25 protein-coding genes are annotated in these 26,550 nt (G+C 62.6%); 6 read left to right on the top strand and 19 right to left on the bottom strand.

Translation table 11 applies throughout. The annotated features are described in order from the left end of the window. The first annotated feature begins 153 nt into the window (after window positions 1-153). From ACW9HX_RS09065 to ACW9HX_RS09055, 3 genes are read left to right on the top strand one after another with little or no spacing between them, the layout of a single operon-like run. On the top strand, window positions 154-1,350 hold the full coding sequence (locus tag ACW9HX_RS09065; RefSeq protein WP_457380317.1) for an amidohydrolase family protein: 1,197 nt from the start codon (window positions 154-156) through the stop codon (window positions 1,348-1,350). After that, window positions 1,347-2,834 carry an amidohydrolase family protein gene (locus ACW9HX_RS09060; RefSeq protein ID WP_457380316.1) on the top strand — a complete coding sequence of 496 codons (1,488 nt, stop codon included), beginning with the start codon at window positions 1,347-1,349 and terminating at the stop codon, window positions 2,832-2,834. Before ACW9HX_RS09065 ends, ACW9HX_RS09060 begins: the two co-directional genes overlap by 4 nt. A gap of 11 nt (window positions 2,835-2,845) precedes the next feature. After that, window positions 2,846-3,505 (top strand): flavin reductase family protein, encoded by a 660-nt coding sequence (locus ACW9HX_RS09055; RefSeq protein ID WP_457380315.1) that lies wholly within the window; start codon window positions 2,846-2,848, stop codon window positions 3,503-3,505. 39 nt (window positions 3,506-3,544) lie between these two features. On the opposite strand, the gene ACW9HX_RS09050 is transcribed toward ACW9HX_RS09055, so the two are convergent. The 8 genes from ACW9HX_RS09050 to ACW9HX_RS09015 form a co-directional block, all read right to left on the bottom strand. Continuing rightward, a complete protein-coding gene (locus ACW9HX_RS09050) occupies window positions 3,545-4,204 on the bottom strand; it encodes a DUF799 domain-containing protein (protein ID WP_457380314.1) in 660 nt (219 codons plus the stop codon). Continuing rightward, window positions 4,201-4,563 (bottom strand): DUF4810 domain-containing protein, encoded by a 363-nt coding sequence (locus ACW9HX_RS09045; protein ID WP_085710128.1) that lies wholly within the window; start codon window positions 4,561-4,563, stop codon window positions 4,201-4,203. Before ACW9HX_RS09045 ends, ACW9HX_RS09050 begins: the two co-directional genes overlap by 4 nt. Window positions 4,564-4,592: 29 nt before the next feature. Next, window positions 4,593-5,279 (bottom strand): CsgG/HfaB family protein, encoded by a 687-nt coding sequence (locus ACW9HX_RS09040; protein WP_457380345.1) that lies wholly within the window; start codon window positions 5,277-5,279, stop codon window positions 4,593-4,595. Between the two features lie 167 nt (window positions 5,280-5,446). Continuing rightward, entirely contained in the window at window positions 5,447-8,545 is a 3,099-nt protein-coding gene (locus tag ACW9HX_RS09035; RefSeq protein WP_457380313.1) for an error-prone DNA polymerase, read from the bottom strand. Further along, entirely contained in the window at window positions 8,521-9,936 is a 1,416-nt protein-coding gene (locus ACW9HX_RS09030; RefSeq protein ID WP_457380312.1) for a Y-family DNA polymerase, read from the bottom strand. Before ACW9HX_RS09030 ends, ACW9HX_RS09035 begins: the two co-directional genes overlap by 25 nt. 7 nt (window positions 9,937-9,943) lie before the next feature. After that, entirely contained in the window at window positions 9,944-10,561 is a 618-nt protein-coding gene (gene imuA / locus ACW9HX_RS09025; protein ID WP_007959433.1) for a translesion DNA synthesis-associated protein ImuA, read from the bottom strand. Continuing rightward, on the bottom strand, window positions 10,561-11,178 hold the full coding sequence (gene lexA, locus ACW9HX_RS09020) for a transcriptional repressor LexA (protein WP_457380311.1): 618 nt from the start codon (window positions 11,176-11,178) through the stop codon (window positions 10,561-10,563). The genes imuA and lexA overlap by 1 nt, the downstream gene beginning before the upstream one ends. A 38-nt stretch (window positions 11,179-11,216) precedes the next feature. Further along, on the bottom strand, window positions 11,217-12,134 hold the full coding sequence (locus ACW9HX_RS09015; RefSeq protein ID WP_457380310.1) for a LysR substrate-binding domain-containing protein: 918 nt from the start codon (window positions 12,132-12,134) through the stop codon (window positions 11,217-11,219). 103 nt (window positions 12,135-12,237) lie between these two features. Here ACW9HX_RS09015 and ACW9HX_RS09010 point away from each other — a divergent pair, with 103 nt between their 5' ends. Continuing rightward, window positions 12,238-13,992 carry an amidohydrolase gene (locus ACW9HX_RS09010; protein ID WP_457380309.1) on the top strand — a complete coding sequence of 585 codons (1,755 nt, stop codon included), beginning with the start codon at window positions 12,238-12,240 and terminating at the stop codon, window positions 13,990-13,992. A 54-nt stretch (window positions 13,993-14,046) separates the two neighbouring features. Here the strand turns inward: ACW9HX_RS09010 and ACW9HX_RS09005 are convergent, their stop codons facing one another. The 11 genes from ACW9HX_RS09005 to ACW9HX_RS08955 form a co-directional block, all read right to left on the bottom strand. Next, entirely contained in the window at window positions 14,047-14,325 is a 279-nt protein-coding gene (locus ACW9HX_RS09005) for a DUF971 domain-containing protein (RefSeq protein ID WP_457380308.1), read from the bottom strand. Continuing rightward, complete coding sequence (locus tag ACW9HX_RS09000; RefSeq protein WP_457380307.1) at window positions 14,322-15,284, bottom strand: HEAT repeat domain-containing protein; 963 nt, start codon at window positions 15,282-15,284, stop codon at window positions 14,322-14,324. Before ACW9HX_RS09000 ends, ACW9HX_RS09005 begins: the two co-directional genes overlap by 4 nt. After that, window positions 15,281-16,129 (bottom strand): ABC transporter ATP-binding protein, encoded by an 849-nt coding sequence (locus tag ACW9HX_RS08995; RefSeq protein ID WP_457380306.1) that lies wholly within the window; start codon window positions 16,127-16,129, stop codon window positions 15,281-15,283. Before ACW9HX_RS08995 ends, ACW9HX_RS09000 begins: the two co-directional genes overlap by 4 nt. Further along, complete coding sequence (locus ACW9HX_RS08990; RefSeq protein WP_457380305.1) at window positions 16,129-16,911, bottom strand: ABC transporter permease; 783 nt, start codon at window positions 16,909-16,911, stop codon at window positions 16,129-16,131. The genes ACW9HX_RS08995 and ACW9HX_RS08990 overlap by 1 nt, the downstream gene beginning before the upstream one ends. Before the next feature lie 224 nt (window positions 16,912-17,135). After that, the gene (locus ACW9HX_RS08985; protein WP_457380304.1) at window positions 17,136-18,539 is read right to left on the bottom strand and encodes an ABC transporter substrate-binding protein; all 1,404 of its coding nucleotides are present in this window, start codon (window positions 18,537-18,539) and stop codon (window positions 17,136-17,138) included. A gap of 233 nt (window positions 18,540-18,772) precedes the next feature. Continuing rightward, on the bottom strand, window positions 18,773-19,018 hold the full coding sequence (locus ACW9HX_RS08980; protein WP_003225615.1) for a 4Fe-4S dicluster domain-containing protein: 246 nt from the start codon (window positions 19,016-19,018) through the stop codon (window positions 18,773-18,775). Between the two features lie 25 nt (window positions 19,019-19,043). Next, the gene (locus ACW9HX_RS08975) at window positions 19,044-20,774 is read right to left on the bottom strand and encodes a fumarate reductase/succinate dehydrogenase flavoprotein subunit (protein WP_457380303.1); all 1,731 of its coding nucleotides are present in this window, start codon (window positions 20,772-20,774) and stop codon (window positions 19,044-19,046) included. Next, window positions 20,771-21,523, bottom strand: coding sequence for a GntR family transcriptional regulator (locus ACW9HX_RS08970; protein ID WP_248740667.1), 753 nt, complete (start codon window positions 21,521-21,523; stop codon window positions 20,771-20,773). Before ACW9HX_RS08970 ends, ACW9HX_RS08975 begins: the two co-directional genes overlap by 4 nt. 221 nt (window positions 21,524-21,744) lie before the next feature. Further along, entirely contained in the window at window positions 21,745-22,713 is a 969-nt protein-coding gene (locus ACW9HX_RS08965) for a Gfo/Idh/MocA family protein (protein ID WP_457380302.1), read from the bottom strand. Between the two features lie 16 nt (window positions 22,714-22,729). Next, window positions 22,730-23,617, bottom strand: coding sequence for a Dyp-type peroxidase (locus tag ACW9HX_RS08960; RefSeq protein WP_457380301.1), 888 nt, complete (start codon window positions 23,615-23,617; stop codon window positions 22,730-22,732). Between the two features lie 292 nt (window positions 23,618-23,909). Continuing rightward, a complete protein-coding gene (locus ACW9HX_RS08955) occupies window positions 23,910-24,941 on the bottom strand; it encodes an AraC family transcriptional regulator (RefSeq protein ID WP_457380300.1) in 1,032 nt (343 codons plus the stop codon). Between the two features lie 211 nt (window positions 24,942-25,152). On the opposite strand from ACW9HX_RS08955, the gene ACW9HX_RS08950 reads away from it, so the two are divergent. Beyond that, window positions 25,153-26,100: a SphA family protein gene (locus ACW9HX_RS08950; RefSeq protein WP_457380299.1), complete on the top strand. Its 948-nt coding sequence runs from the start codon at window positions 25,153-25,155 to the stop codon at window positions 26,098-26,100. A gap of 253 nt (window positions 26,101-26,353) precedes the next feature. Further along, a complete protein-coding gene (gene relB / locus ACW9HX_RS08945) occupies window positions 26,354-26,548 on the top strand; it encodes a type II toxin-antitoxin system RelB family antitoxin (RefSeq protein WP_457380298.1) in 195 nt (64 codons plus the stop codon). Window positions 26,549-26,550 lie beyond the last annotated feature (2 nt).

Raw genomic sequence — 26,550 nt, 5'->3', positions numbered from 1 at the left:
CTGTCCGCCGACCTGAAAGACCTGGTCGACTATGGATTCAGAGCCAATCGTTCAGGTCGGCGTAGCTCTTCAATATCCCCCATTCGGTCCCCTCTCCCTCCGGGAGAGGGCTAGGGTGAGGGGAAAAAAATCCAAAGAACAAACGAGGTTCCAATGACTGCCCCCCGCTGGCTCAGAAACATCCGCCCCTACGGCGCCCCCGCCGAAGACCTGCTGATCGAAAACGGCAAGTTCACCCAACGCCGCCCGGCCTCGAACACCCCGCTGGCCGCCACCGACATCGACGGCCAGAACCAGTTGCTCACCGCCCCACTGGTGGAAAGCCACGTCCACCTCGACAAGACCCTGTACGGCCAGCCCTGGCGCCCGAACAGCGCCGGCCCCACGCTCAAGGACTACATCAGCAACGAGCGCCGCGTATTGCGCGAAGTGAAAGCGCCGATCGCCGAACGCGCCGGCGCCCTGCTGGAAAACTGCATCGCCCGGGGTTCGCTGACGATGCGTTGCCACGTCGACATCGACCCGGAATTCGGCCTGCGTCACGTCGAAGCCATGCAGCAACTGCGCGAACGCTACGACGACCTGATCGACCTGCAACTGGTGGTCTTCCCGCAAACCGGCCTGATCAGCCGCCCCGGCACCGCCGAGCTGATGCGCGAAGCCATGGCCCTGGGCGTGGAAAACGTTGGCGGGCTCGACCCCTGCGGCATCGACAACGACCCGATCGCCCAGCTGGATTTCGTGTTCAAACTGGCGAGCGAATTTCAGCGCGGCGTGGATATTCACCTGCACGACAAGGGTGAACTGGGCCTATGGCAGATTGCGCGGATCGCCGATTACACCGAGCGTTTCAACCTGCAAAACCGGGTGATGATCAGCCACGCCTATTGCCTCGGCATGCTGCCGTGGAGCCAGGTCAAACCCGTCGCCGAACGCCTCGCTGCACTGGGCATTTCACTGATGAGTTCGGCGCCGGCCGACTGCGCCGTTCCGCCGTTTATGGCGCTGCGCGAGACCGGGGTCAACGTGTGCCTGGGCTCCGACGGCATTCGCGATGCATGGTCGCCGATGGGCAATGGCGACATGCTCGAACGGGCGATGTTGCTGGCGTTCCGTTTCGACCTGGGCAAGGACGATGAACTGGCGGCGGCGTTCGAAGCGGCGACGGTCAATGGAGCCCGCGCATTGGGAGTCGAAAGTTACGGCTTCGACATCGGCAAACCTGCGGACTTTCTGTTGATGCCGGTCGAAACCCTCGGTGAAGCCGTGGTCGCGCGCCCTGTACGTCAGGTCTATCGCGGCGGCGAACTGATTGCCAGCGGCGGTCGTTTGCTGGGCAGCCGTCTGTGAAACGGATCGGCCTGAAGGCCAGTTGCGTGGTCGGTTTCGACGGCACGCAACACGTGCTGTGGCGTGACGGCGAGGTGGTGTTTGCCGGGGCGCGCATCGAGTTTGTCGGGCGCGGTTACCAAGGGCCGGTGGATCAGTGGATCGACTACGGCAATGCGCTGATCGGTCCCGGCTTCATCGACCTCGATGCCCTCGGCGATCTCGACTCCACGGTGCTGACTCTGGACAACGGCGACGAACGTGCCATGGGCCGGATGTGGTCTGCGGATTATCTGGCGGCCGGCCCGCGTGAGTCGTTCAGCCCCGAAGAAGAGGTTTTCAAATACCGCTACGCCTTCACCCAGTTGATCCGCAACGGCATCACCACGGCCATGCCGATCACCTCGATGTACTACCGCGAATGGGCGGAGACCTACGAGGAGTTCGCCGCTGTCGCCGACGTGGCGGGCGATCTGGGGCTGCGCACTTATCTCGGCCCCTGCTACATGAGCGGCATGAGTTACTGGCGCGCCGACGGCACTCTCGCCCATCACTGGGACGAAGCTCGGGGCCTGGCGGGGCTGGACGCGGCCGAACGGTTTTTCAAGGATTTCGATGGCGCCCACGCCGGGTTGATTCGCGGTGCGCTGCTGCCGGATCGCATCCAGACCTGCACCCCGGCGCTGCTGCAACGTACCTCCGCCCTGAGCCGCGAACTGAACGCACCGATGCGTCTGCATTGCTGCCAGGCGCCCGGCGAAGTGGCGATGGTCGAGCAATTGCGCGGTGCTTCACCGCTGGGCTGGTTGCAACAACTCGACCTGCTCACCCCGCGCAGCCTGTTGCCCCACGGCATCTACACCTCGGGCGATGACGACCTGCAACGGGTCATCGACAGCGGCGCGAGTCTGGTGCACTGCCCACTGGTGTTTGCCCGCGATGGCGAGGCATTGAATTCGTTCGGCCGCTATCGGGCCAAAGGCATCAATTTCGCCCTCGGCACCGACACCTGGCCGGCGGACTTGCTGGAAAACATGCGCCACGGTTTGAACATCGCCCGTTTGATGGAGGGCGGCTCGGCGCTGACCAGCAGCCTCGATCTGTACAACGCCGCCACCCTCGGCGGCGCCAAGGCTTTGGGCCGTGACGACCTCGGTCGCCTGGCTCCCGGCGCCAAAGCGGATATCACCGTATTCAACCTGCGCGGCCTGCACCTGGGCCCGTTGTTCGACCCACTGAAAAACCTGCTGCTGGCCGGACGCGGCGACGACTGCATCGCCAGTTACATCGACGGTCGCTGCGTAATGCACGACGGTCAGGTCAACGGCGTCGACTACCCGGCCCTGCAACGCCAGGCCCAACGCCAATACGAAAAACTGATGCGCAGCCACAGCGACCGGGCCCCTGGTCGTCCGGACTGGAAAACCCTGTTCCAGCCGGCCATTCCGTTCGCCGATGACTACAGCGCCGAGGCGCCACTGAGCACCATCGATCCACTCTCCTAGAGATTTCTGCCATGCACAGCTTCGATTTCAGCCAACTGAGCCCACGGGAAAAATACAAGATTCTGATCGGCAGCGTGGTGCCACGCCCGATTGCACTGGTCACCACCATCGACGGCGAAGGTCGGGTCAACGCCGCGCCGTTCAGTTTCTTCAATGCACTGTCGGCAGACCCGCCCATTCTGGCGCTTGGCGTGGAGAACTACGGCGACCAGAGTCCCAAGGACACCACGCGCAATATCCAGATGAATCAGGAATTCACCGTCAACATCGTCAACGATGCGCTGGTGGAGGCCATGAACGTTTGCGCCGTGCCGTTTGCACCGGGCTTCGATGAGTTGACGGCTGCCGGCCTGACGGCGATTCCCGGTACTTCGGTCAAATGCCCGCGAATCGGCGAAGCACCGGTGGCGCTGGAATGTCGACGGATGATGGCGCTGAACATCGGTCAGTCGCGGGAGATCATTTTTGGCGAGGTGCTGATGGCGCATGTGCGCGACGAGTTGATCGATCCGACAACCCTGTACATCGATCAATTGGGACTGGATGCGATCGGGCGCATGGGCGGGCATGGTTATGCACGGACCCGGGATTACTTCGATTTGCCGACCCGCTCGTTGCAAGCATGGACGGAGGCGCCGGGGGGTGGCGAGCGGTTCTGGCCCACCAAATAAAACGGCGGCCCACCGAGGTGGGTCGCCATTACAGGTCGATCAGTCAGTGCCGTACTTCGGCGACCGTGGCCCGTACAGCAGGCCTGCCGGATGACCGGCCGACAGCAGACGATTGCTGGCCACACCGGCAATCGGATAGCCGGCATCGGTGGAGCTGTTGACGATCTGTTTCACCGCAGCGGTGATCAGCGCGCCGATCAGGCCGCCGCCACTGTTATTGCCACCCTCTTCGCTCGACGCCCGGGCCGAACCGGTCCACAGGGTGGTGCCGGTTTTCAGGTCGACCAGTTTCGCGCTGGCGGTCACGGCGGTTTCGCTGCTGATCACCATGTAGCGTGTGCCGTACTCGCTGACAGTGATGTACAGCGCTGCGTCGGCGCCGAAGATTTCGTGCAGTTTGTTGGCCGGCGCCTGATGGATGTCATCCGGCGTGGTCAGGCCGTTCTGGCGGAACGTCTCGTCGACCAGCGTGATCGGCAATACGTAATAACCGGCCTCGGCCAACGGGAACGTCACTTGCGACAGCAGGCTGTAGGACGCCTTGACGTCCGGCGAGGTGTTCAGCGGCGGCAGCACCAGAATGGACTTCGGGCGTGCTTGCTTGTACGCCGAATAGTCCACGGTTTTAGGCGCGACGCAGCCGCCGAGAACGGTCAGCGCCAGGCCCGCAGCCAGCAGTTTCAGGGCGCGCGAGATCATTTGGCGTCTCCGGTCTTGGCGTTCTTAAGCAAGAAATCCATGTAGGTGCCGGACTCGGGAAACAGGGTCTTTTCGGTGCGCAGTTGCTGCACCATCTGATCGTCCTTGCCCATGCTCAGGTACAGCAGACCGAGATGAGCGTGGTAACCCGGCGGTACCGGCTTGCCACTGGCGCGGATCTTCTGCAGATCGGCTTCCAGCGCTTCGGCCTGGGCTTCTTTCGGCGTTTCGCTTTTGAAGTATTCGTAGACTTGTGGCTGGTAGCCTTCCCACTGGTACAGGGTTTGCGGGCTGCTGCAACCGGCCAGCAAGGCGCTGGCGGTCAGGGCCATCAGCGACCGAGACAGGGACAGATTCATGGTGTATTGCTCCTTGCGATGGGCGTCTATCAGTTGCCCGGTTTCCAGGCACCGGCGTTCATGCCATCGACCAGGCGATTGATCGCCTCGCGCATGGCCAGATCGAGGACTTTGCCGTTGAGGGTGGAGTCGTAGGCAGCGGTGCCGCCAAAGCCGATGATTTCACGGTTGGACAAGGCGTATTCGCCGGCGCCCTGGGTCGAATACACCACTTCGGAGGTGCTGATATTGACGATGTTCAGGTTGACCTTGGCGTAGGCGACCTGGGTCTTGCCACGGCCGAGAATGCCGAACAGCTGATGATCGCCGGTCTCTTTGCGGCCGAACTCGGTGACGTCACCGGTGACTACGTAATCGGCGCCTTTCAGACGCTGGGCCTGGCCCTTGATCGCCGCTTCCTGCTGGATCTCGCCCATGTTGTCGCGGTCGAGCACGGAGAAACGGTTGGTCTGCTGCAAGTGAGTGATCAGGATGGTCTTGGCCTGACCACCGAGACGGTCGACGCCATCGGAGAAGATCCCGCGCATGTAGCTCGAGCGGTTGTCGAACTTGCCCACGGCCATCGGGATACGGACACCGGACCAGGCCTGGGAGGCGCTTTCCACCTTGGCCACCGGCAGTGCGCGGGAGCTTTCGGTGGCGCAACCGGAAAGCGAGCCGGCCAGGGTGCCGAGGACGGCAATCGCAACGCCCGAGACCAACATCCGGGAGGTCATTCTCACTGTGCATTCCTTCTGAAAAATGATGTGTCCCGGCACCGCAAAATCGTGGGGGATCGGGAAAGGGGCGGCATTATGCCAAAGTGCCATCAGTGAGGACAGGTTTTTTTGACGCCAGTGAATTGGCTAAATATCAGACACAAAATCCTGTGGGAGCGAGGGTGTCAGTGGAAATCGCGGCTTTGCACCCGAATTCCGTTGAGCAGCGGGCTAAGGTCGCTCAGCCGCCCGGCGATCAAATGCCGGACTTCACCTTCACGCTCCCAACGGCCATCGACCTTGAGCAATTGCGAGCCCACCAGCACCTGACGCTGGCGCTCGGCCAGATCGCGCCAGACCACCACGTTGACGTTGCCGAACTCATCCTCCAGCGTCACGAAGGTCACGCCGCTGGCGGTGGCCGGTCGCTGGCGTCCGGTCACCAGCCCTGCCACGCTGACCGGTCGCCCATGCTCGACCTCCAGCAACTCCCGGGAACTGCGACAGCGCCGCGCCCGCAACTCGTCGCGCAACAACGTCAGCGGGTGCGGCCCCAGCGTGGTGCCGAGAGTGGCATAGTCGGTGAACAGATCTTCGCTGACACTCGGCGTCGGCAGCAGCACATCCGGCTCTTCCTGACTCGGCAACCCGGCAAACAGCCCGAGCTGTTTCTGCACCCCCGCCACCTCCCAGCGCGCCCGATGGCGGTGACCGGCCAAGCCACGCAACGCTCCGGCGTCCGCCAGCAGCGCCTGGGCCCGACTGTCGAGCCCGGCCCGTTCGCCCAGATCGGCGACATCGGCAAACGCGCCCCTCGCCCGAGCCTTTTCAATGCTCCGCGCGTCTTCCTCGCGAAAACCCTTGATCATCCGCAGGCCCATGCGGATGGCCGGTTGCGCGCCGGCAATCGGCTCCAGACTGCAATCCCAGTCACTGGCGCGCACGTCCACCGGGCGGATCTGCAAATGATGGCGGCGTGCATCCTGGAGAATCTGATCCGGGCTGTAGAACCCCATCGGCCAACTGTTGATCAGCGCACAGGCGAATGCCGCCGGTTCGTGGCACTTGAGCCAGCAACTGGCGTAGGTCAACAAGGCAAAACTGGCGGCGTGGGACTCGGGAAAACCGTAACTGCCAAAGCCCTTGATCTGCTCGAAGATCTGCGCAGCGAATTCCGGGCTGTAGCCGTTTTTCTTCATGCCGGCGGCCAGCCGCTCCTTGTGCGGTTCCAGCCCGCCGTGGCGTTTCCATGCGGCCATGGAACGGCGCAACTGATCGGCCTCGCCGGGGCTGTAGTCGGCGGCAACGATGGCGATCTGCATCACCTGTTCCTGAAACAGCGGCACGCCGAGGGTGCGCTTGAGCACCACTTCCAGCTCCGGTGACGGATAGGTTTCCTTTTCTTCCTTGTTCCGGCGACGCAGGTACGGATGCACCATCCCGCCCTGGATCGGCCCCGGCCGGACGATGGCCACCTCGATCACCAGATCGTAGAAGTTTTGCGGGCGTAAGCGCGGCAGCATCGACATCTGCGCCCGGGACTCGATCTGGAACACGCCGATGGTGTCGGCGCGACTGATCATGTCGTAGGTCGGGCGGTCGTCGGGAGGAATAGTGGCCAGGCTCAGGTCCTGATGGCGATGGCGGCGCAGCAGGTCGAAACAGCGGCGAATCGCACTGAGCATGCCGAGGGCGAGGATATCCACCTTGAGCAGGCCGACCGCGTCGAGGTCGTCCTTGTCCCACTGGATGATGGTGCGGTCGGCCATGGCGGCGTTCTCCACCGGCACCAGCGTGTCCAGCGGCTGCTCGGAAATCACGAAACCACCGGGATGTTGCGACAGGTGCCGGGGGAAGCCGATCAGTTGCCCGGTCAGGCTCAGCACCCGGTGCAGGATCGGGCTGTCCGGGTCGAAGCCACTTTCGCGCAGGCGCTCCACGGGCGGCGTCTCATCGCTCCAGTGACCGCAGCAGTCGGCCAGCGCGTTGATCTGGTCCGGCGGCAAACCCAGTGCCTTGGCCACGTCGCGGACCGCGCCGGCAGCGTGATAGGTGCTGACCACCGCCGTCAGCGCCGCACGACGGCGACCATAACGACGGAACACGTATTGCAGGACTTCTTCGCGGCGCTCGTGCTCGAAATCCACGTCGATATCCGGCGGCTCGTTGCGCTCCCTCGACATGAAACGTTCGAACAGCAGCGTGGTGCGATCCGGGTCGATCTCGGTGATGCCCAAGGCAAAACACACCGCCGAGTTGGCCGCCGAACCCCGGCCCTGACAAAGGATTTTCTGCGCCCGGGCGTAACGCACCACGTCGTGCACGGTGAGGAAGTAGCTTTCGTAACCGAGTTCGGCGATCAGCTCCAGCTCATCGTCGATCTGTTTGAGCACCTTGGGTTGCGCGCCTTTCGGCCAGCGCCAGGCGATGCCTTGTTCGGTCAAATGACGCAGCCAGGAACTGGCGTCGTGTTCCTCGGGCACCAGCTCTTTGGGGTATTGATAGCGCAACTGGCCGAGGTCGAACGTGCAGCGGCGAGCCAGATTCACCGATTCGTTCAGCAAGGTCTGTGGATACAGCTCGCGCAACACATCGAGGCTGCGCAGATGCCGCTCGCCGTTGGGGTGCAGGCGCAACCCGGCCTCGGCCACCGGGACGTGATGACGGATCGCAGTCATGGTGTCTTGTAAGGCTCGCCGGCCACGGGCGTGCATGTGCACATCGCCGCTGGCCACGGCTGGAATCTGCAGTTCATTCGCCAGATTCAGCAGTGCGGCCAACCGCTGCTGATCGTTCTGCCCGCGATGCAATTGCACCGCCAGCCACAGACGCTCGCCGAAGGTTCGCTTGAGCCACCCGCCCTCTTCCACGTCATCGACCGAATCCGGCACCCACAGCACCAGCAATCCCGGCAGCGGTTCGCCGAAATCCTCGTGCAGAATTTGATACTGGCCTTTCTGCGTACGCCGCCGGGCCCGGGTGACCAAACCGCACAGCGCCTGATATCCCTCGATGTTTTCTACCAACAACACCAGTTTCGGCCCGTTCTCGATGCGGATTTCGCTGCCGATGATCAGCGGCAGCTCCACGGACTTGGCCGCCTGCCAGGCACGGACAATTCCGGCCAGGGTGCACTCATCGGTGATCGCCAACGCCTGATAGCCGTGTTTCTTCGCCCGCTGGAACAGCTCCAGCGCACTGGACGCACCGCGCTGGAAACTGAAGTTCGACAGGCAGTGCAACTCCGCATAACCCAAGTTCACGCGAACCAGCCCTGCAGCCACAACGGGCCGCCCTCACCCACTGCCCGGTACGCCCAGCCTTGCTGGCCGGCGCGGTTCTGGATGAGGTAATAGTCGCGGCGCACGTCGTCACCGTCCCACCAGCCGGACTCGATGCGCTCTGGCCCCATGAGGATGCGCGCAGAGCCTTCGGGTACGGACTGCGGCTCACCCAGCAACCAGCCCGGACGCTGCACGCCGGGTAACGCAGCACAAGGCTGCTTGTCATCGGCGTTCTGCCACGCGCACTCCGGGCGATGATCGGCCTGGAAGCGCAGGCCCTGCACCGCGTCATCGCCCAGCCTTGCACGCAAGCGTTCGCGCAGTTGCTCCCAGGACAAGGTCTGCTGTGGACGGTCGTCGAACAGTTCCTGAAACTGCGGCACGAAGCTCGGCAGGTCCTCGGCGCGCAGACGAAAACCGCGAACCGGGGCTTCGACCTGTACCTGCTCCAATCGGCCACGGGCCAGCTCGAAGAGCATCGCCGGATCACGCTCGGCGCTGAGCAGGCCGACCTTGATCAGCGTGTCCGGCAGCCCCGCATGTTCCAGATGCAAGTCGAAGCGCTGCACGCCGCTGTCGCGCCCGCACAAGAACGCCGCCAGATCGGACGTCAGGCGGCGTAATGGAAACAGCAGAGCCTGATGAGACTGCACGTCGAAATTGAGTTCAATGCGCACATCGAAACGATCCGGCGGCAGGTAGAACGCCAGCGCCAGCGGTCGTGCGCCGAACAGCGTATCCAGGTGCTTGAGCATCGGCGCCTCAAAACGCCGGGCCAGAGCCTGACGCGGCAGGCTCTGCACCTGATGAAGGTTGCGCAGCCCCATGCGTGACAGCGCCGTGGCCACACCCGGATCAAGCCCCACACGGTCAACCGGCAGTTGCCCGAGGTGATGGCGCAGGGCTTCACCGTCGGGCACCACCAAGCCGTCATAAGCGTTGGCCAACACCCGCGCCGCCACCGGGTTGGGCGCGGCAACGATGCGGTGACGAAAGCCCAGCTCCGTCAGCTCGGTGCGCAATCGTGCCTCGAACTGCGCCCAGGAACCGAACAGCCCAAGGCTCGATTCGATCTCGAACACCACGGTACGTGGGTAATGCACGCTGACCTGCGCACTGAAGCGATAGGCCCAGGCGGCGAGAAACTGCTGCCAGTGCTCAACCTCGGCGGCGTCGTAATCGACGGTGACAAACCCTTTGCTCATGGCTTGCGCGGCGGTCATCGACTGCCCCGGCCGCAAGCCCAGTGCCCGCGCCGCCGGGTTGACCGCTTGCAGCACCCGGCGCTGGGCCGGGCCACTGAGCAGCGCCAAGGGTTGCTCGGGATCGGGGCGCTGACGCAGCACGGCGTCGAGGGCCAATTGCGGGAACAGAATGCAAACCCAGCGCATGGCGACCTCAATGCCCCACGGCGAAGGCAATCGGTGCGCTGCGCGCCAGTCCGCCCCGGCACTTGAGCACGCGCAACTGCGCCGGGCGGGCATCGATGGCAATGCGCAATGCAGCCGGCGACGGGTTGACCGCTTCGCTCAATGGCCGCCACGCGAACGCCAGGGTCTGGCCGGTTTCCGCCGCCACCTGCAAACGGCGCAAGGCACGGTCATCGGCCTTGTGCGGCCAGCACAGCACCGCGCCGCAACTGCCCGAACGCAGGCATTGTTCCGCCGCCCACAACGCATCGCGCTCACTGGCCTGGATCACCGACAACTGGCGCAGATCGACCCCGGCATTGGCCCACGCCTGCGGGTACGGCACGAACGGCGGCGCCACCAGCACAATGCGCTCGCCCGCCGCCGACAGCCGCGCCAGGGTCGGCCACACCAGTTGCAGTTCGCCGACACCGGGGCCGGCCAGGAGGATTTCGCTCAGCGCCGCTTCCGGCCAGCCGCCACTGGGCAAGGCTGCGTCCAGCGCCGCGTGCCCGGTGGGTTGCGGGCTGGCGGCCGGTGGCGCAGGCCGGCCCTTCCAGACCTGGCCGCCATTGAACAGCGTATCCAGCGCAACGACGGCACCCATCAGCCTTGCCTCACCAGACCGCAGAACACCCCTTCGATGGCCAGGTCCTGATCGGCCCGCACCACAATCGGCTGATACGCCGGGTTGCGCGGCAACAGGCGAACCTCATCGCCGATCCGCTCGAAGCGTTTGATGGTGACCTCACCGTCGAGCCGCGCCACCACGATCTGGCCGTTGAGCGCTTCAGGGTTGCGCCGCACGCCGACCAGATCTCCGTCGAGAATGCCGTCCTCGATCATCGAATCGCCTTGCACCCGCAACATGTAGTCGGGCGTGCGGGAGAACAGCGCGGGATCGAGCATCAGCCGATTGTGGATGTCGGCATCGGCGCCGATAGGCGCACCGGCGGCCACCCGGCCGAGTACCGGCACGTCGAGCAGTTCCGGTCGCGCCGGCTGCCCGAGCAAACGAATGCCCCGGGCCTGATGCGGATTGACCTCGATGAACCCGGCTTCGGTGAGCGCCAGCACATGCTTGCGCGCCACGCTGCGGGAGGCAAAACCAAAAGCCTCGCTGATTTCAGCGAGGCTTGGGGGCTGACCGTGTTCGGCGATGCGTTCGCGGATAAAGGTCAGGATGGCGGTACGGCGGGGAGTCAGAGTCGTCATGGAGTACATTTGTACTCTTGTGGGAATTTCCTGACAAGCACCGCCAGTCAGCTCAAACCACGCTCCGCCAGAAACCCTGCGATGTAGTCGATAAACGCCACAACCTTGGCCGTCGCCCGCCGATGGCTCGGGTACACCGCCAGAATGTGCGGGCCAAAACTGTCCGGATCGATCTCGTAGTCAGACATGACCCGCACCAGTCGTCCTTCGGCGATGTACGGCGCGGCGCTCCACAGCGGCGTGTGCAACAAGCCGCGCCCGGCCAAAGCGCTGGCCAGCAGCAGGTCGTAATTATCGCTGCGCAACAGCGGCGCCGTCGGTTGCGCCAGGCTCAGGCGCTGGCCGTCGCGTTCGGCCCACCAGAATTCGCGGCTGAGCAACGGATGCCGATACAACAGCCACTCATGCTGATCGAGGGTTTGCGGCGTGACCGGCAAGCCCTTGCGTGCCAGGTATTCAGGGCTGCCGCACAGCGCCAGACGATTGCTGCCGACCACCCGGGCAATCAGCCCCGGCAAATCGTCATGCCCCTCGCGCAACGCCAGGTCGTAGCCGCTTTCCAGCAGATTGACGAACTCGTCGCACAAATCCACTTGCAGGCTGATCTGCGGGTATTGCTGCAAAAAGCCGTCACACACCTGATCGAGAAACGCCCGCCCATAAGCCAGCGGCGCGGTGATTTTCAGGCTGCCGCGCAGGCCATGCTGCAACTGCTCGATTTCCTCGCTGGCCTCGTCCAGCCGCTGCAAAACCTGGCGTGCGGTTTCCAGATAGAGCCGGCCGATTTCGGTCAGCAGGATCCGCCGCGTGCTGCGCTCGAACAGCCGCGCGCCGAGTTCGGACTCCAGATGATTGACCGCTTTGGTCAGGGCCGACGGGGTCTTGCCCAGTTGCTCGGCGGCGCGGCTGAAACTGCCGAGCTGCGCGGTGACAACGAACATTTTCAGTGCACCCAGCTTGTCCATGCTTTTTCCATTCAGGCAAAAACGTTTTTCGTGAGGGAGGCGTTCTGTCGGGCCTTGGCAGCCACTAATCTGGCCATCAGACGCAATAACAAGGAAATGTTCAATGAAAAGATTCATCCCGCTGTTCACCAAAAATATCTTGATCGCCGCTGTGAGTTTTGCCTCGATGGAAGCCATGGCCGCCACCGATCTGGTGCTGATCAACGGCAAGATTTTCACCGCCGACCGCGCTCAACCGAAGGTTCAGGCGCTGGCCGTGGAGAACGGCAAGGTGCTGAAAGTCGGCACGGATGCGCAGATCAAAGCCTTGATCGAGCCCGGCACCCAAGTCATCGATCTCAAAGGCCAGACGCTGATGCCCGGCCTGATCGACAGCCATTCCCACGCGATTTTCGGCGGGCTGGAAATGGTCTCGGCGAACATGGAAGACGACGTGGTCAGTCTTGATGAACTGGAAAAACGCCTGCGCGACTGGCGCGACGACGGCAAGGCCCGGCATGGCGACGTACTGAGCGTGGCCGGCATGAGTTCGGCGTACTGGGCCAAAGCCGAGGCCTTGGGCAAAATCTTCAACCATGGCGAATGGGCCAACGTACCGGTGGTGTTCACCGGCAGCGATCACCACACTGCTTGGGCCAACAATGTGATGCTCAAGCGTGCGGGCATCGACGCCGCGCTGCTGAAAACCCTGCCGGACGCGGAAAAAGACACCATCGGCAAACTGGCCAGCGGTGAGCCGAACGGCTTTGTGGTCGACGCCGGCTGGGATCGGGTCGCCTCGAAAATGCCAGTGCCGAGCCCTGCCGACATGCTCAAGGCTGCGCAATCGGCGGTGCGTTTCAACAACAGCCTCGGCATCACCGCGTGGATGGACCCCGCCGCCAACGCCGCCCCGGGCGAGCCGGTGTTCGCGCTCAAACCCACCGAGAAAACCGTCGGCGTGCTGCCGGCCTACAAAGCCCTGTCGGAAAGCGGCGGCATGACCGCCCACGTTGCTGCGCTGCTGGTGGCCAACCCGAAAAGCGTCCCAGCCGATCTCGACACCCTCGACAAGGTGCGCCAACAGTTCCAGGGCATCCCCAACCTGACTTTGCCGGGTATCAAGATCTTCGCCGACGGCGTGATCGAATACCCGGCCCAGAGCGCGGCGATGATTGATCCGTACAGCAACTCTCGCAAACAGGGCGAACTGCTGATCAATCCGCAGCACTTCGGCGAACTGGTCAGCGCCATCGATCAGCGCGGCTGGCTGGTGCACATCCACGCCATCGGCGACCGCGCGGTGCGCGAATCACTGAACGGCATCGCCCAGGCGCGCAAGGATCGGCAGAGCGGCGTGACTCACTCGATCACCCACCTGCAAATGGTCAACCCGAAGGAGTTCGCCCGCTTCAAGCCGTTGAACGTGATTGCCTCGATGCAACTGCTGTGGGCCAGCGCCGACGATTACACCACCGACATGATCAAGCCTTACGTCAGCGCCCTCGCCTTTCGTTATCAATACCCGGCGCATTCACTGCTCAAGCAAGGCGCGACGATTGCCGGCGCCAGCGACTGGCCGGTGTCCTCGCCGAATCCGTTCAACGCCATGGCCCAGGCCATCACTCGGGTCGGACCGCTGGGCGTGCTCAACGCCGACGAACGCCTGGACCGCGAAACCATGTTCTACGCCTACACCGTCAACGCGGCGCGGACCATCGGTCTGGAGCAACAGATCGGCTCACTGAGCCCCGGCAAACAGGCCGATTTCATCGTGCTTGATCGTGATGTGTTCAGCGTCGATGACAAGGCGCTGCATGACACGAAGGTGCTGCAGACCTGGTTCGGTGGTCGTCAGGTCTACGCACCGACCCTCTAGCCGCACTGTTTCCCTTGTGGGAGCCAACCAGCTCCCACAGGGGACGCGGTGTTCTCAAGTATTGAGCTGCGCCAGGTACTGCCACGGGTAGATCCCGCGCTGATGACCATCGCTGAACACCAGTTGCAAGCCATAACCCTGGGGGTTGAGTTCGATCACACGAACGCGATCATCCACCAGCGGAACAGAGCCCCGCAGGCGAAACGCCCGGCACTGCGAACACGGGCACTGACGGCGCAGTTCGGCGTGGTCGAGCAACTGCTCGCGGCCATCCGGCCAGCTCAGCCGCAACCGGTGCTCACTTTGGGAATTGCCGACCGACAGCGGACTCATTGCAGCTGACTCAAGGCAATCCGCACGGCTTTGCGCACTTCCGGGTCGCCGTCATCTTGCGCGGCCTGCAACGCCGCCACGGCGCCGCGATCATTCAACTCGCCCAGCGCCAGCGCCGCTTCCTTGCGCAGGTTGCTGATGCGATGACCGAGAGTGTCGATCAGGGCCTCGAGTGCCGGCACATAACGCAAACGGCCGAGGCTGCGAGTGGCACGCAGGCGTACCTGCCAGTAGTCGTCGGCCAAGGCGTCGATCAGTGCCGGGCCTGCATCGGTATGGCCGACTTTTCCGAGAGTGGTCGCGGCTTCTTCGCGCACTTGCCAGGCGTCGTCCTGCAAGGCCTGACGCAAGGCTGGCAGCACATCGGCGCCACTCGCCAGGCCCAGGGCGCCGGTGGCGGCGCGGCGTACTTCGGTGTCCGGGTCATTGCTGGCCAAGCGTGCCAGCGCCGGCAAGGCATCCAACTGTTTGAGCCAGCCGAGCACGCCGACCGCTTCGCGACGCACACTCGCATCAGCATCGTTCAACGCCTGAATCGCGACAGGCGCGGCGCCGGGGAAACGCAACTCGCGCAAGGCCCGGAACGCGGCAATCCGCACGCTGGTTTCGACATGAGCAGTCCACGGCAGAATCACCCTCCCCGCCGCTTCGGTCTTGAGCAGGCTCAGGCTCTGCGCCGCAGCGGCTTGCACCGCTGGCGACGGATCAGTCAGCGCCTGACACAGCGCTTCAACCACCGGCGCGTCTTCCCAGGCTTCCAATAGACGCGCCGCTTCGGCACGCACTTCTTCGGCAGGGTCTTCAGCCAGTCGCTCGACCAGCCAGAGCAAGCCGTCCGGCTCTTCAAGGTCCGCCAGGTCGATCAGGGCAATCCGACGCACACCGGCATCGTCGGCGGTCAGCCGTGGTTGCAGGGCCAGAATTTCTTCGTTATCGGTCACAGCAAAAAATGAGGTCACAGGGCAAATCTCGGCAAGGCGTTTTCAGGAGGCAGGCCGAGCGGGTTGAGGCGCGGCAGCGGTCGGTCGTTGTCGTGGCGCAGCAGGTCGAGACAGTGGCGCTTGAGGCGCGAGAACTCGTGGCTGGTCACCAGTTCGGTGGTGCGTGGCCGGGGGAAATCCAGGCGCAGGTCTTCGATGATCCGCCCCGGTCGTGCGCTCATCACCAGCAAACGGTCAGCGAGAAACAGCGCTTCGTCGATGTCATGGGTGACGAACACCACGGTGGTGCGAATCCGCGTCCAGATGTCCAGCAGCAGTTCCTGCATGTTCAGTCGGGTCAGCGCGTCCAGTGCGCCGAAGGGTTCGTCCATCAGCAACAGCCGGGGGCGATTGACCAACACCCGGGCGATTTCAACCCGTTGCTGCATGCCGCCGGAAAGTTGATCCGGCCAGCGTTCGGCGAAACCTTCGAGGCCGACCAGTTTGAGGATTTCATCGGCGGCGCGATGGCGCTCGGCTTTGCCGATGCCGCGCATCTTCAGGCCGAAGGCAACGTTGTCGCGCACCGTGCGCCACGGGAACAAGGTGTGATGCTGGAACACCATGCCGCGCTGCGGTGACGGGCCGGACACTGCGGCGCCGTCGACTTTCAACTGCCCGCCATGGGGTTGCAGATGCCCGGCCAGCGCGCCGAGCAAGGTCGATTTGCCGCAACCGGACGGGCCGAGAATGCACACGAACTGGCCCGGCTCGATCTGGCAATCCAGCCCCTGTACCGCTTCGAACGCTTGCTGGCCTTCGCCGAGGACGATGGATAACTGGCGGATGTCGATCCGCCCTTCCGGGGTTTGCATCACGCTCATCAGGCTTTTCCTCGTGGTCGGTGCCAGGGCGTGAACAGCCCGCCCAGGCGTTTGATCAGCAGGCTGCTGCCCATGCCCAACACGCCGATCAGCAACATGCCGACCACGATGTCGGCGTAGTTCTGAATGGTGTAGGACTCCCAGGTGTAATAACCGATGCCGAATTGGCCGGAGATCATTTCGGCGGTTACCAGGCAGAACCACGACGTGCCCATGCCGATCGCGAGGCCGGTGATGATGCTGGGCGCGGCGCCCGGCAGGATCACTTCCAGCAGGATCGCCCGGCGTCCGGCCCCAAGGCTTCTGGCCGAGGCGATCAGGCGTGGGTCGACACCTTCGACGCCGTGCACGGTGTTGAGCAGGATCGGGAACAGCGCGCCGGTGAAGGTGATGAAGACCATCGACAGTTCGGAGGATGGGAACATCAGGATGGCCAGTGGAATCCAGGCGACGGCGGGGATTGGGCGCAGGACTTCCAGAGGTGGCAGCAGCAGGTCTTCGGCCCACTTGGAACGGCCGATGGCCAGGCCCAGGGCGATGCCGATCACCAGCGCGGCGAGGTAGCCGGCGAAGACTCGGCCGAGGCTGGCGGTCAGGTGCTGGATGAGCTTGCCGGAGTCGCCCAGGCCGAGGGCAGCTTCGATCACGGCCAACGGGGTTGGGACGTTGGCGAAGGTGACGAGGCCGAGGTTCCAGTGGTGGCTGGCGGCTAGTTGCCAGAAGAGAAGGCAGAGTAATAGAGAGGTTGCTCTTGGTATCCAGCGGAATTTGGGCGCTTTCATGAATTGTGTTTCCGATTCTTGAGCGGTGTGATGGCTGAGATCTACCCCCTCACCCCAGCCCTCTCCCCCAGGGGGGCGAGGGGGAAAGGGAGCCGATCTTCAAGCTTTTCAACATGTAAGTTCGACTTGGATTTGTCAGGTCGATGTATCCAGCCCAAACACTTCGGTCAGTCCCCTCTCCCTCCGGGAGAGGGCTAGGGTGAGGGAAAGCTTTTGATCTGCTGTTAGCGTGCAGCCACGGCCTGGGTCGTGGCATCGGTGAAGTCAAAGACCTTCCCGCCCTGCGCCACGGCAAACTCCTGCGCCTGCCCCTTCAACAAAAACGCACTCAACCGCCCCTTCGCATCACTGGCAAACCAAGCCTGCTCCGCCAGCAACTTGATCCCGCTGTCGCTCGCCTGCGCATACACCGCACGGATGCTCTTGCCTTCCGATTTCAGGCCGGCCAGTGCGGTAAACGCCTCTTCAGCCGAGGCATACCGCCGAACCTTGTCCTCACCCCGCACCCAGATTTCCGCGACATGGCTGAAATCGGTGATGGCTTTTCCAGTCACCGCATCGACAGACTTCAAAGGCGTCTGCGCGTAGTTGGCCAGTTGCGCGGTGTAATCCAGATTCGACGCCTTGAACGCCGCACGAATGTACTGATCGTCAATAAAGGTGTTCAGGTCGAGCCCGCGATCCGCCTTCTTCAACAACTTCAGCGTGTCGATGGCGGTGCCCACGGCCTGGCGGTATTCCGGTTTCCAGCTCAGGTCACGGGTCTGCACGCCCAGCGGGCCGTGGAACAGGTAATTGACCTCGGCATCGACGCCGGTGACTTTGGCGATCAGTTCGCTGTACTTCTCCGGTTCGGCGGCCAGCAGTTGATTGGCCTCGATGCTCGCCCGCAGGTAGGCGACGACGATTTCCGGATACTTCTTGGCGTAGGCCTGATCGACCAGCGCACCGTGGAAAGTCGGCGCATTGGCCTGGGCGCCGTCGTAGATCTTGCGAGCGAAGCCACGGCTCGGGAACAGTTCGGCGAAGGGTACGAAGTCGGCGTGGGCGTCGATCTTGCCCGCCTGCAACGCGGAACCTGCGACCTCCGGCGGCTGGGCGATGATGTTCACGTCCTTCAACGGATCCCAGCCCTGCTCCGCCACCGCGCGCAGCAACATGCCGTGGGCGGTGGAGGCGAACGGCACGGAAATGGTCTTGCCCTTGAGTTCGCTCAGCGACTGCACGCCCGACGCGCTCGGCACCACGATGCCGTTGCCGCTGCCCTTGATGCTGCCCGACAACACGCTGATGAACAGGCTGTGCTTGCCGGCGGTTTCAAACGCCACACCGTTGAACGCCCCGGGGAAATCGGCCATGGCGCCGAAGTCGAGTTTGCCGGCGACCATCTCGTTGGTCAGCGGTGCGCCGCTGGTGAAGTTCTTCCACTGCACGTCGTACTTGGCGTCTTTGTAGGCGCCGTCGTGAGGCAGGTATTTGTCGAGCAGGCCCAGCTCGCGAATCAACAGGCCGCCAGCGGCGCAGTTGATGGTGGAGTCCTGGGTGCCGATGGCAATGCGGATGGTTTCGGCCGAGGCCGACAGGGTGAATGAAGCCAGTACCAGACCGGCGATTGCTGCACGCAACATGGTTGAATCCCCTCGAATCATTTATAGGATGTTCGTCTCCGCCACGATCAGGGCGCGGTGGGAAACGAGGGGTGTTTGGTGAATCCAGCGTCCGGTGTTTCCGGATGGCTATCGGCTCGCTACAAATCCCCTGTGGGAGCGGGCTTGCTCGCGAAAGCGGTGTTTCAGTCAATAGTGATGCCAGCAATGCCGGCCTCTTCGGGAGCAAGCCCCCTGCCACAGTGGATTTGGGGTCACCGCAGGAGATACGGGATGTCCACTTTGACGGCACCAGTCGGGCAGTCCTTTTCGCAAGGCATGCAGTACCAGCATTCATCGAACGCCATGTAGGCCTTTTGGGTGGCCGGGTTGATCGCCAGCAGGTCCATCGGGCAGACGTCGACGCACACGGTGCAGCCCTTTTCGGCGATGCATTTGTCCTCGTCCACGGTGACGGGGGCATTGGAGCGGAAGAAGATTTCCTGAGCTTGATAAGCCATGGTTCGGACTCTCTCTAGTGATGCCTCAAGCGGCGAAAGCGCCGACCCGAAGGCGGTCGTAGGCCTGCATTTCCTCGGCATCGAGGGGGATGATGTAAGGCTCGACGGCTTTCTTGAAACTGGTCATGCGCCCGTCTTCGCCCTTCTTCAGGTGGCAGTGGCAGAACCATTCGCGGTCGTCCCGTTGCGGGTGATCGACGCGGTAGTGGTACAGGCCCCAGCGGCTTTCGGCGCGGAACAGCGAAGCGCGGGCAGCCATTTCGGCGCAGTCGCGGATCACGCTGGTTTCCATGGCGCGCATCAGTTCGTGGGCGTTGTTGGCCTTCATTTCGTTGAGGTCGCGTTCGATGTCGCTGAAGCGCTGCAGGCCGATTTCCATCTTCTTGGTCACTTTCGGCGGTTGCAGGTAGTCGTTGACGAAGCGCCGCAGCTTGTACTCGACCTGAGCCGGCGGCAGACCGTGTTCGCGATCCAGTGGTGCATAGACCCGGGCCTTTTCTTTCTCGATCTGCCCGGTATCCAGCGCGGAGAACTCACGCCCGGCGACATACTCCGCCGCGTTATGGCCGGCAAACCAGCCGTAAGTGAACGCGCCGAGCATATAGTTGTGCGGTACGGCGGCCATGTCGCCCGCCGAGTACAGACCTTTCACAGACGTCTCCGCCCGCTCGTTGACCCACACGCCGGACGCCGAGTGACCGCTGCAAAAACCGATTTCCGAGATGTGCATCTCGACCATCTGCGTGCGGTAGTCGGTGCCGCGATTGGCGTGGAACTGGCCACGGCTCGGGCGTTCGTTGCTGTGCAGGATTTCCTCGATGTTCTGGATGGTTTCCTCGGCCAGGTGATCGAGCTTGAGGAACACCGGGCCGTTGCCGCTTTCCAGTTCCTGGTGGAACTCCCACATCATCTGCCCGCTCCAGTAGTCGCACTCGATGAAGCGTTCGCCCTTGTTGTTGGCGGTGTAGCCACCCAGCGGACCGGTAACGTAGGCGCAGGCCGGGCCGTTGTAATCCTTGATCAACGGGTTGATCTGGAAGCACTCGAGGTTCGCCAGTTCAGCCCCGGCGTGATACGCCATCGCATAGCCGTCGCCAGCATTGGTCGGGTTTTCGTAGGTGCCCATCAGGTAACCCGAGGACGGCAAACCGAGTCGCCCGGCAGCGCCACAAGCGAGGATGACAGCCTTGGCCTTGATCACGTGGAAGTCAGCAGTGCGGCAGTCGAACCCCATCACACCGTTGACGGCGCCCTCCTCGTCGGTCAGCAAACGGGTGCAGACGAGACGATTGGTAATGCTCACCCGCGCCCGCTTCAACTGGCGATACAGGACTTTCTTGATGTCGTGCCCTTCCGGCATCGGCAGCACGTAGGCGCCCATGTGGTGGACTTTTTTCACGGCGTAATCACCGGTTTCGTCTTTCTCGAACTTCACGCCCCAGCGGTCGAGTTGCTCGATGGTTTCAAAGCTGTGCGTCGCGTAGGCGTACACCGCCGCCTGATTGACGATGCCGTCGTTGGCGATGGTGATTTCCTTGGTGTACTGCTCCGGCGTCGAGTGGCCGGGGATGATCGCGTTGTTCAGGCCGTCCATGCCCATGCTGATCGCGCCGCTGCGCTTGACGTTGGCCTTGTCCACCAGCAATACGCGCAGATCCTTGTTCTTTTCCTTGGCCTTGATCGCGGCCATCGGGCCGGCGGTGCCGCCGCCGATCACGACGATGTCGTATTCCTGTTCGAGTGTCGTTCGACTCATGCCTGCTCCCCTTTTTGCCGATCGATCCGCAGGCGGTACTGGAACGCATCGCCACGGTAGTAAAGGTGTTCGAAGTCCAGCGGCTGGCCGTTGGCATCGTGGGTCAGACGCTCGATGCGCATGATCGGCGAGCCTGCCTCGACGTTCAGCGCCTGGGTCAGGTCGCTGTCGGCCAGCACCGCGTCGATGGCCAGATCCGCATGGCCGAGGGCGATGCCGCAGTCGTTTTCGAGGATCAGGAAGATGTCGCGGGTCACCAGATCGGCCTTCTCCAGCCGTTCGCCGACGGCTTTGGGCAGGTAGGTGATTTCCAGCGAGATCGGCTCGCGGTTGATCAGGCGTACGCGTTTGATCTGGGCGACGATTTCGCCCTCGGCGACCTGCAAGCGCTCGGCGACCAGTTTGTCGGCGGCGATGAATTTGAAGCTGCGCAGGCGGTTGATCACCTCGTAGCCGCGGCCGGTCATGGACTCGGCGAGGCCTTGCAGGGTGCTGACGTTTTGAAAGGTCTTGGGTTTGGCGACGAAGGTGCCTTTGCCGTGGATCTTGAAGATCAACCCTTCTTTCTGCAGATCGCCCAGGGCCTGGCGCACGGTGATGCGGCTGACCTTGAACAGCGTGCCGAGCTCGCTTTCGGACGGCATCTGGCTGTCCTGCGGGTATTCGCCGTCGAGAATCCGGGCGCGCAGCACGTCGCGCAGTTGGGTGTGCAGCGGGACACTTGATAAGGAGAGAACGTTATCGGTCATCACGGGATCACTTGTCATAACGAGTTATGACGTGATCTTAGAGACGTTATGACAAGCTTGAGAAATACCGAATGAGCATAAGGTTAGACAGGTGGCGCAATTTCCCAGTGTGGGAGCGTTCTTTCTCGAGAATACTTCGTTCCAGTCACTATTTGAGCAACTAACACACCGTCTTCGCGAGCAAGCCCGCTCCCACATTGGTATTGAGTGCGACCAGGGAGTCAGTGACGCTTGAGGATCTGATCCATGACCCAATCGGTCTTCAGGGCCTCTGCCCCGGTCGCCGGATGCTGCGATTGGCCGCGAATCTGAGCGTTCATGCCCTGCACGTGATGCCACTGGATGTGTTCGTGATGAGGAATTTTCAATCGGACATCCTCATCGGCGTACAGCTCGACCGGATGCTCATCGAACACCGAGAAACCAATCCGCCCTTGGCTGCCGATGATCTCGACCCGATCCTCGCGCCGGTCCGCGACAAAGCTCCAGCAGCCCATGCCCAACGCGCCCGATGCGAATCGCCAACTGGCGCTGACTGCATCTTCCGCCGCGTACAACCCGGCCTGACGCGCCGTGAATCCGGCGACTTCAACGATGTCGCCGAGCAGGTACTGGAACAGATCAAAACCATGGCTGGCGAGATCCGCGAAGTACCCGCCCCCGGCCACCGCTGGATCGGTGCGCCAGTTGTCACTGCCGTCCAGATCCTTCGGTGATGGCGCCTTGGTCAGCGTCCAGCTCAAGTGCCGCACTTCGCCAATGCGGCCCTGCTCCAACCATTGCCGAACCTGCTGGAAACGCGGTAACGAACGACGGTAATAGGAGACGAACAGGTGCAAACCGGCATCGGCAAACACCTGCTGCATCTCGCGGCTTTGCCCGGCGTTGAGCGCCATGGGCTTTTCCACGCAGCAATGTTTGCCGGCGGCGGCGACTTTCAGGCTGTAGGCGTGATGGCTGTCGGGGGGCGTGGCGATGTACACCGCGTCCACCTCTGGGTCATTGATCAGCGCATCGACATCGGTGTAAGTCCGGGCGATTCCGTGGCGCGAGGCGTAATCGGTCACCGCTTCGAGGCGTCGCCCCATCACCGCCACCAGCGCCGAGCCGGGTGCCTTGTAGAAGGCCGGCCCGCTCTTGCGTTCGGCGACACTGCCACAACCGATCATGCCCCAACGCACCACGTTCATCGCTCTTCCTTGTGCCTTAGCCGATGCGCAGTGCGCGCAGGTCGAGGTGACCGTTTTGCAGCGGCGGGCACCAGTAGTAGCCGCCAGTGATCGGCCGGCTGATGCGGTACAGGCCGTCGGTGATGCCGTCTTCCAGACCGCTCATGCGGCGCAGTTGCGCTTCAAAGGCATCGAGGGAGAAACCGAAGGCCAGGAACATCAGGCCGGCGCGGTCGCCTTCGATCCACGGCATCGAACGACGCACGACGAAGGCTTCCGGGGCGAAGCTTTCCTGGGCGGTGCGTTTGACGTGGGCGGACACCGGGGCATCGTCGAGCTCTTCGTTGTCACTCAGGCGACGGCCCATGATGTTGTCCTTGTCCTCGGCGGACAACGCATGGAAACCCTTGAGGTCGTGCTGCCATTGCTGGATCGCGGCGAAGCTGCCGCCGACCAGACCTTCAGCGCCTTCACTTTGCAGTGCAGCGGCGATGGCGGCTTCGTCATGCGGGTTTTCGGTGCCGTCTTCATAACCGGTCAGGTCATGGCCGTCCTTGTGGCGGAAGGCTTCCTGCATCTGCACCAGACGCAGCGCCGGAGCCAGGGCGGCCTCAAGCGCAGTGCTGCGGTTGAGCAGCTCGCCACGGTCGACGCCGTGCAGCCAGACCCACAGGGCGTGCTGGGTCGACGGGTTTTCCACGCCGACGCCGGTCAATGCCGGGAAGCTGCGCAGGCCGTCAATGTTCACATTCAGGGCTTTGGCCAGGGATTCACCGAAGCCGACTACCGCCGACTTGCCGTCCACCAGATTCAGCAGGTTGTCGATCGCCTGCGGCAATGCTTCAACCGACTCGAGGGCGAAAAACAGGTGACGTGCTTGCGGCGGTACAGGGGTGGCGAGGATGCCCGGCTGGTAGTAACTCATGTCGACTCCTTGGAAAGAGCGCGGAGTTTAACTGTAGGCGGAGGGTTTGTGGGGGATTGAAATGGGTTGGATAGATTCAAAAGCCCCCTCACCCCAGCCCTCTCCCGGAGGGAGAGGGAGCCGATCCGGGAATATTGAAGATGGATTGCGACCTGAAAAAACGCCTGGGAATCCATAATCGACACAGAACTTTCAGGTCGATGTATCGCACAAGACAACTCGGTCGGCCCCCTCTCCCTCCGGGAGAGGGCTGGGGTGAGGGCGGCGTTTTGGTGAGGGCAGCGATTTCCGATCAAATCGAAGCACTGCGCCACGCACTCGGACTTTTCCCTGTCCAACGCTTGAACGCCCGACGAAAACTGCGCACATCGCTATAGCCGACTTCCTCGGTAATTCGCTCGATGGGCATGTCCGGATTGGCCAGCAGACTCATCGTGCGCGCCTGGCGCACCTGCTCCAGCAACGCTTCGAACGTCAGCGAGTGCTCAGTCAGTCGCCGACGCAAGGTGCGGCTGCTCATGTTCAGGTCGCCGGCGATTTTTTCGATGTGGCTGCCCCGGCTCAGGTCCCGGGCAATCGCCCGCTCCACGGCCTGGATCAGATCAAGCTTCTGATGCACCTGCGCCGCTTCCAGCTCCAGCAATTTGACCGCCTGACGCAGCGCCAGCGAATGATGATTGGGCAGGTTCACATCCAGCCATTGCACATCGATCAGCATACGGTTGTGCAGGCAACCGAAGCGTACGTCCGGCCCCAGCAGCCGCCGGTATTCATCGACGTAATCCGGTGCCGCATGGACGAACTCCACGGCAATCGGCTTGAACGTTTCGCCCGCCAACGCCCGACCATAAACCAGCAGGCTGGCAAAAAACTCTTCGACCGCAAACACCTGCACCTCGGCGAACGGCAAGCGGCATTCCACGTCCAGGTACACCTGCTCGCCCACGACATCGACACTGGAAACGACGATCCCGCCGGACGTGTGCTGATGACGAATCCCCAGTTCGAACGCGTCGCGCAGGTTCTTGCACAGCGACAGCACATGCCCAAGCAGACCGAGGGTGCCGAGCACGTTCTGCGCACCGACCCACAGGCCCAGCCCCTGATTGGGCAAGGCCTTGAGCGCGCGCTGGATCATGGCCACAGCCTGGCGATAGGAAATTCGCTGCGACGGGTCCTGCAGGTCTTCGAAGGTAAAACCGAGGCCACGGCACAGGCTTTCGGCTTCGATGCCCTTGTTGGCAGCGACTTCGGCCAGGGTCTGCAGGAGAAATGGCGACACCAGCGCCAGATCAAAGGTCGGGTCTTGGAGTTTTGCGTTCATGGGGGCTGACATTCCGGATCACGTTGAATTGTTATTTTTGTTACCGGTTATGTCGAAGGAAGTTAGCACAGGGTTGGCGGGCTGTCCGCAGAAGCCCCCTTCCGTGTCCGCCAATACCCTGCCCCGACGTGCGCCAAGGGCTTATTTCTATAGTGGCCGGGCGTCCTGCGCGCCGGCGGTGCGCCCAAACACAATAATAATGAGGACGGACATGACCCCGAACCGCGCGACATTCCCTGTGCGACTGGCGCTGAGCCTGCTCGGCTGCGCCGTGACCCTGCCGGCGCTGGCCACCGAAGCCGGTGTCGACAACATCGGCACCGGCACCGACGGCTTCTTCATGCTGCCGCTGGAGGTCGACAGCCTTCCCGAGAACATGGTCGCCTTCAACCTCTACTACAACCATTACAAAGCGACCAAGCTCAACATCAGCTCGTTCGGCGGCAAGGTGCCGAATGTCGAGATCGAATCCACTGCGGTCATCCCGCGCATCGACTACCTGAGCCCGGTGCGGGTGTTCGGTGGACGCCTGGCCGGTTACATCGCCCAGCCGTGGCTGAAACAGGAAGTGTCGGTGTTCGGTCTGAGCGACACCCGCGAAGGCATGGGCGATACCACCATCGCGCCGATCATCCTGTGGGACATGGGCAAGAACCTGACCCTCGGCGCCGCCCTGGAAATCACCGTGCCCACCGGTGAATACAGCGTCGATCGCCTGGCCAACACCAGCAACAACTTCTACACCTACAAACCGCTGTTCTCCTTCACCTGGCTGCCGACGGACAAGACTGAAGTCTCGATGAAGACCACCTACAGCTTCAACGAGAAGAACAAGGACACCGACTACAAGTCCGGGCAGATCTTCCATTTCGATTACTCGGCCAGCTACAAGATCACCGACGATCTGATGCTCGGCGTCAACGGCTACTACCTCAAGCAAACCACCGACGACAAACAGTTCGGTCACACCGTGCAGTTCGCCGGTCAGGACGTTGATGACGGCGTGCGCGGCAAGGTCTTCGCCATCGGCCCGGCGCTGCACTTCACCTTCCTCAAGTACGCCAGCGCGGAGATTCGCTGGGCCAAGGAATTCGACGTGGAGAACCGGCCGGAGGGGGAAATGTTGTGGGCGAAGGTGAGTATTCCGTATGCGTTCTGAGTGCATTTGTAGGAAAGCGCGCGCGGATTTGTAGGCTGAAAACCTGAAAAACCGAGGGGAGGAATACGCCTACAGCGGTGGTCGAGATTGCCGGACAACGGTGGGAAACGTCCGGCAGATTTAAAGGGGGCGCTTGCAGATACTGGGTCCCGCAACTTCATGGTTCTTCAAGGACTCATGGGGTGCATCGTCTGCCAGTGACGACAATGGGTCATTCCCCCTTAAACTGCCGAGATTGATCACGGAGATCACTATGAGCATATTGCTTTCCCCGTTTTACTCTGACTTCGAATCCGAAGAAGAGGCAGAGAGCTACGATCGCTGGTTTCGTGCCAAGGTGCAGGAGGCACTCGATGACCCCAGCCCTGGCATTCCCCATGATGAAGCTATGGCAATGCTCGACCAGATGCTGGAAGAGATGCGCAGGAAGCGCCGCGCTGCAGCTTGAAT

This window comes from Pseudomonas sp. SDO52101_S400 (assembly GCF_054071635.1).
This window is presented reverse-complemented; position numbering and strand designations above follow the sequence as displayed.